Origin of the sequence: Actinoplanes auranticolor (assembly GCF_018332655.1) — a bacterium.
Classification (GTDB): domain Bacteria; phylum Actinomycetota; class Actinomycetes; order Mycobacteriales; family Micromonosporaceae; genus Actinoplanes; species Actinoplanes auranticolor.
The window spans coordinates 1-4,784 of the sequence record NZ_BOQL01000110.1 but is presented as its reverse complement, the minus strand read 5'-3'; the positions used below and the strand labels follow the sequence as shown (position 1 = coordinate 4,784).

General features: G+C 68.3%; 5 protein-coding genes. 2 read left to right on the top strand and 3 right to left on the bottom strand.

All coding sequences use genetic code 11. The annotated features are described in order from the left end of the window. Positions 1 to 235: 235 nt before the first annotated feature. From Aau02nite_RS45755 to Aau02nite_RS45745, 3 genes are all read right to left on the bottom strand, one after another. Positions 236 to 1,045: a GOLPH3/VPS74 family protein gene (locus Aau02nite_RS45755; RefSeq protein WP_212994981.1), complete on the bottom strand. Its 810-nt coding sequence runs from the start codon at positions 1,043 to 1,045 to the stop codon at positions 236 to 238. A gap of 92 nt (positions 1,046 to 1,137) precedes the next feature. Further along, positions 1,138 to 1,965, bottom strand: a complete 828-nt coding sequence (locus Aau02nite_RS45750; RefSeq protein WP_212994980.1) for an SAM-dependent methyltransferase — start codon at positions 1,963 to 1,965, stop codon at positions 1,138 to 1,140. 291 nt (positions 1,966 to 2,256) lie between these two features. After that, entirely contained in the window at positions 2,257 to 2,418 is a 162-nt protein-coding gene (locus Aau02nite_RS45745) for a hypothetical protein (RefSeq protein ID WP_212994979.1), read from the bottom strand. Between the two features lie 418 nt (positions 2,419 to 2,836). Here Aau02nite_RS45745 and Aau02nite_RS48205 point away from each other — a divergent pair, with 418 nt between their 5' ends. After that, positions 2,837 to 4,267, top strand: a complete 1,431-nt coding sequence (locus tag Aau02nite_RS48205) for a helix-turn-helix domain-containing protein (protein WP_212994978.1) — start codon at positions 2,837 to 2,839, stop codon at positions 4,265 to 4,267. 12 nt (positions 4,268 to 4,279) lie between these two features. Continuing rightward, positions 4,280 to 4,765, top strand: a complete 486-nt coding sequence (locus tag Aau02nite_RS45735; protein ID WP_212994977.1) for a GNAT family N-acetyltransferase — start codon at positions 4,280 to 4,282, stop codon at positions 4,763 to 4,765. Positions 4,766 to 4,784: the final 19 nt, after the last annotated feature.

Here is a 4,784-nt window from a genome sequence, read left to right as displayed (position 1 = left end):
GAAGCCGAGCAGGCCGGTCGCGGCCAGGGCGAGGGGTACGACCAGGGTGATCACGGTCAGTGGGGCCACGCTGGAGGCGATGGCTGAGCCGATCGCGAACGGGCCGAGCCGGTTACGCGCGAGGGCGTGGGACACGCTGGTCGGTACGACAGTGGGAGGTGCGGACACCGGGGGTTCCTCCTGCAGCAAGGGGGCGGGAGCGGGGGTGATGCCGTGAGGTTTCGGTGATGCTGGGTCAGCGCATGGCGGCCTCACCGACGGCGGCGTCCGCCGCGCGCAGCAGCTCCCGCAACATCACCCTCACGCCGGTCGTGGCCTTGTCGTCCAGGCCGAGCTGGATCTGCTGGGCGAGCAAGGACCGCTCGTAGGGACTCAGCGTGGCCAGGGCGTGGTGGTGCAGACCGGTGGCCAGGAACAACCCGGCGAGGAATACACCGGACAACGGCAAGGTGCGTCCGGTCTGCACCGCGTGGGTGATCGTGTTCGCCGGTGTCCCGGAGGCGAAGGAGTCACACGGCACGTAGCGCACCGTGGTACCGCCGAACAATCGACGGCGGTCCTCACGCCGGACCAGACCCGTGCGCGACAGCCGGTCGAGGACCCTGGCTTCTGCCCGCTGCTCATAGGCCAGATACGCCATCCACGTACTGAGCGGGTGGCCGGGCAGACGGTGCCGCGTCTCCTGCCTAACCGGTGGTGGCCAACCACCACGCTCCAAGGCCCGCGGCCCCCACGGCTCCTCATGCGCACGAGCGGCCGCCCGCACCCTCGCCGGCGCAACGGGCCGGCCCTGCTCCTCGGCTTCCATCTTGACCAGCAGCGGACGCACGGCAGGGTCTGTCGGCGGGCCAGCCGCGGCCTTTGTGGTGCGGAACAGCTCGCCGTCGCGCAGCTCGAGAAACCCGTCGTGGATCAGTTCGGCGAACAGGCCGGCGGCCAGGCCGACCCCGAGCGGCCAGTCACCGATCAGGCGGGCGCCTTTGACGCCGTCGTGCGCGGCGAGCCACAGGTCGTCGGTGAGCCGCGTCGCATCCGTGGACGGCATGACAACGTTCCTTTCCTCCGGGGAGGTGTTCGCGGTCAGAGGCATAGAGGTGTAGCGACCGGCGCTGGCCGCACCGGATTCGGGCCCAGTGCTCAGCGGGCAGGTAGGCGGGCGACGCCGGCGAGCATCCATTCGGTGTCCTGGTCCGGGTCGACGTCCGGGTCTGGTCGCCACCGCGCCGGAGACACCAGGCCCGGCTCAACCAACTCGAGGCCGTCGAAGAACCCGCCGATCTGCACGGTGGTACGAGGCACCAACGGCGTGGTGACACCCAGGCGTTTGAACTCCGCGGCGAGCTTGCCGGCCGCCTCCGGCCGGCTGTCACGGCTCACGTGCGTGATCACCACGTAGCTGCCGGGCGCGAGCGCTTCGCGGAACCGCGCGACGATCCCGGCCGGTGCCTCGTCGGCGGTGAACAGGTGCAGCAGCGCCACCATGAGCACCGCGATCGGTCGGCCCAGATCCAAGTGGGCTCTCAGCTCCGGATGGCTGACGACGGCGTCAGGGTCGCGCACGTCGGCCCGGATCATGATCGTTTCGGGGTTGTCAGCCAGAAGAGCACGACCGTGGACCGCTACGAGCACGTCGTAGTCGACATACACCGTGCGCGCGCCGGGGTTGATCGTCCGTGCGATCTGGTGCACGTTGCCCTGGGTGGGCAGGCCGGCGCCCAGGTCGATGAACTGATCGATGCCCTGCCGGGCCAGGTAGGTCACCGCGCGGCGGATGAACGCCCGGTTCTCCCGAGCGACCTCGCGTCCGGTCGGTGCGCCCGCTGCCTGACACGCCTGGTTGAGCTGCTCAGCGGCGTCCCGGTCGACCTGGTAGTTGTCCTTGCCGCCGAGTTGGTAGTCCCAGACCCGCGCGACGTTCGGCGTGCCGGAATCTATCGTGTCGCCGCCGGGCTGCTGGTCAGCCACCGGTGCACTCCGTTCATCAATAGGGTCAAAGAGTCAGGCGCAACGTCGTCGCCGCAGGGCGATCCGCCGGTGTGACGCCGCCGGCATCACCAGCAAGCCGCACACCGCTCACAAGGGTGGGCCGGTTGGGGCCAGAGGATGGGCAGGGCGTGCCGACGTGTGGCACTAAGGCGGCACACCCAGCCCGGCACCCGACCGACCACAACAACTTCGATACTCGGTCGGGTGCGTCAGGCCTCACCCGCCGCACCGCACGGGGCGACGACACGACGGGCGAGAAACCCAGGCAGGTCAGTCGCCGTGGACGTTGAGGAGCCTGCCGAACGCCTGGGCACGCTCCGCGGCATCCGCCCGCTGCGCCGCAGCCAGCACGCGAGCCCTCCCACGTTCCCGGCCACGAAACGCACGGCAGACGATCTCGACGAACGCGGTCACCTGCGTGACCGCAGCCATGGCAACCCCTACCAGGTGCGACGTCCTCGGCCGAGTCGTCGGTGACGGCCCTAGCGTTGTGGAGGGCGGTCGTTGATTCGCCATGCTGGCGCACTCCAATGTTGATCGAAGGACGAGTCCCGACAGACAAACGGGTTTGCAAGTGGGTGGGCTGGGCGTGCCCAGGCGGGTGGCACCGGAGGTCGGCACGCCCAGCCCTGCCACCCGACCGCCGCCACCCGGTTGTGGAGCTGATCGACCCGCCACCGAGCGTCGTAGTTGCATCCACGATCGGCAATCTGCGCCACGCGCAAGGTGACGATGGCCGTCGTCGTGTCGGCATCGGGATAGACGGCGCAATGGCGGTGTGCGCACAAATCGCGCCATGTTGCGCGAAGCCGTGCACCTGAAACCGGCGGAAACGTGATTTGCTCGATTGGTGACGCTTCCCGACACGTTTTCGCACTCGCCACATGCCGCCCGGTGCGCAGCCCGGTTGCGTGATCAGGCACCCAAGCAAGGCTGGACCGGACGGGAACTGGCCGAAGTCATCGTCCGGCATTGTGGTCACCATCGTCTGCGCGCGCACCGCCTCGCTCGCGGATGGTCGCTGGCGCAGCTCATCAACGAGATGGTCGCCGTGGCCGGAATCGGGAAGCGCCTAGTTGCCTCGCGGGTGTCGCGTTGGGAACGCGGGCAGGAACGCCCTTCGAGGCCATACCTAGACGCGTTATGTCGCGTCTACGGCACCGGCCCTGTCGACCTTGGCTTCGGTGCCGACTACAGCGACGACCACGGTGCCACTACGCACCGGAAACCGAGAAGCGACTGTGAAACAGCGGACGAGGTCCGATGGCCGCAGCCGGTGCCAGCCAACGACCGTGGAGCCTCCGCCGGCTCGCGGATGGCCGAACAACGGGCTGACACAGTGCGACGGCGCATGGACGAAGCCCTGTCCGGCTCGACGTTGTCGGACAGCACCGTCGCGCACAAAGAATCCGTGGCTGCCCAGTACGGGCGCATCTACAAGACTCAGCCACCGGCGGTGTTCCTGAACAACATTCTGGACGACCTCGAGGACGTCCAGGTCTTGACCGACCGCAAGCTGCCCGCAGGGCAGCGCCGTGACCTGTGCGCGGTCACCGCTCGCCTGGCCGGGCTGGTCTCGATGACCATGGTCAACGTCGGTAAGTATCGCCAATCTCGGGAATGGGTCCATACCGCCCGGCTCGCCGCCGACGAGGCCGGCGATCCCGCCCTGCGCGCCTGGGTCGCCACCCGCGGTGCCGTCGCCAGCCTCAACCTCGGCGACCCACAAGCTGCGGTCATGGCCGCTCGTGAGGCTGAACTGCTCACCCGCCACCACCCACAGCCGATCACCGCGATGGCTTGGGCCATCCTGGCACGCGCCGCGGCTTGCATGGCCCAATCCGACGCCTCCCGTGGAGCGCTTCGCCAAGCGGAGAGTCTGTTCGGCACCGTCGAGACGGCCACCGACAACAGCGCCTACGCGTTCACCGCCGGCCAACTGCACTTCTACCGCTCGCACGCGCTCACCACACTCGGTGAGAGCCGCGCCGCCTGGCAGGCGCAGGACGACGCCATCGCCGCGTTCGGACCCGGCGAACGCCTCGACCCCACACTCGTGCATCTCGACCGGGCCCTGTGCATGGTCCACGACGGCGACATCGCCCAAGGCGCCGACTACGCCAGCACCGTGCTCCAACAACTGCCCACCGAATATCGGCCGGTCATTGTCCTGAAACGAGCACACGCTGTCGCCGATGCCATCCCGGCCGCCCGCCGAGCCGCACCGATCGTCCGGGCCCTACACGAAGTCCTCGCCATCAGCGCCGGACCCGCCGCCTGAGATCACTCCATCATGCCGCCAGCTCTGACGATCCGGACCTATCGCGACAGCGACCACGACCACGTCATCGCACTCAACGCCTACGGCCTCGCAGCGGCGGGCGTGCCCATCGATGTCGATGCCTACGCCGGCGACCTGGACGACATCGCCGCCACCTACCTCGCCGACCGTGCCACCATGCTCGTCGGTGACCTTGACGGTCAGGTCATCGCGATGGGTGCGCTGCGCCCGCTCAGCGGCACCATCTGCGAGATTACCCGTATGCGCGTCGACCCAACCGTCCAAGGCCGCGGCTACGGAAAACTAATACTGGCCGCGCTGGAAGCACAAGCCATCGAGTTCAGATACCACGACGCCGTCCTGCTCACCGGCCCAGACCAACATCCCGCCATCGACCTCTACAAAGCCGCCGGCTACACCGTCATCGCCACTGAAAACCATGGCGACGTCCCCGGTGTCCGAATGAGGAAACGCGTCCTTCCGCAACGTATGACTTAGTGCCTGTCCGGAAACTTGT

Bases quoted from the DNA above. Each gene is read 5' to 3' on its own strand.
- Aau02nite_RS45755 (WP_212994981.1), bottom strand. From the start codon at position 1,045: ATGCCGTCCACGGATGCGACGCGGCTCACCGACGACCTGTGGCTCGCC.
- Aau02nite_RS45745 (WP_212994979.1), bottom strand. From the start codon at position 2,418: ATGGCTGCGGTCACGCAGGTGACCGCGTTCGTCGAGATCGTCTGCCGT.
- Aau02nite_RS45735 (WP_212994977.1), top strand. From the start codon at position 4,280: ATGCCGCCAGCTCTGACGATCCGGACCTATCGCGACAGCGACCACGAC.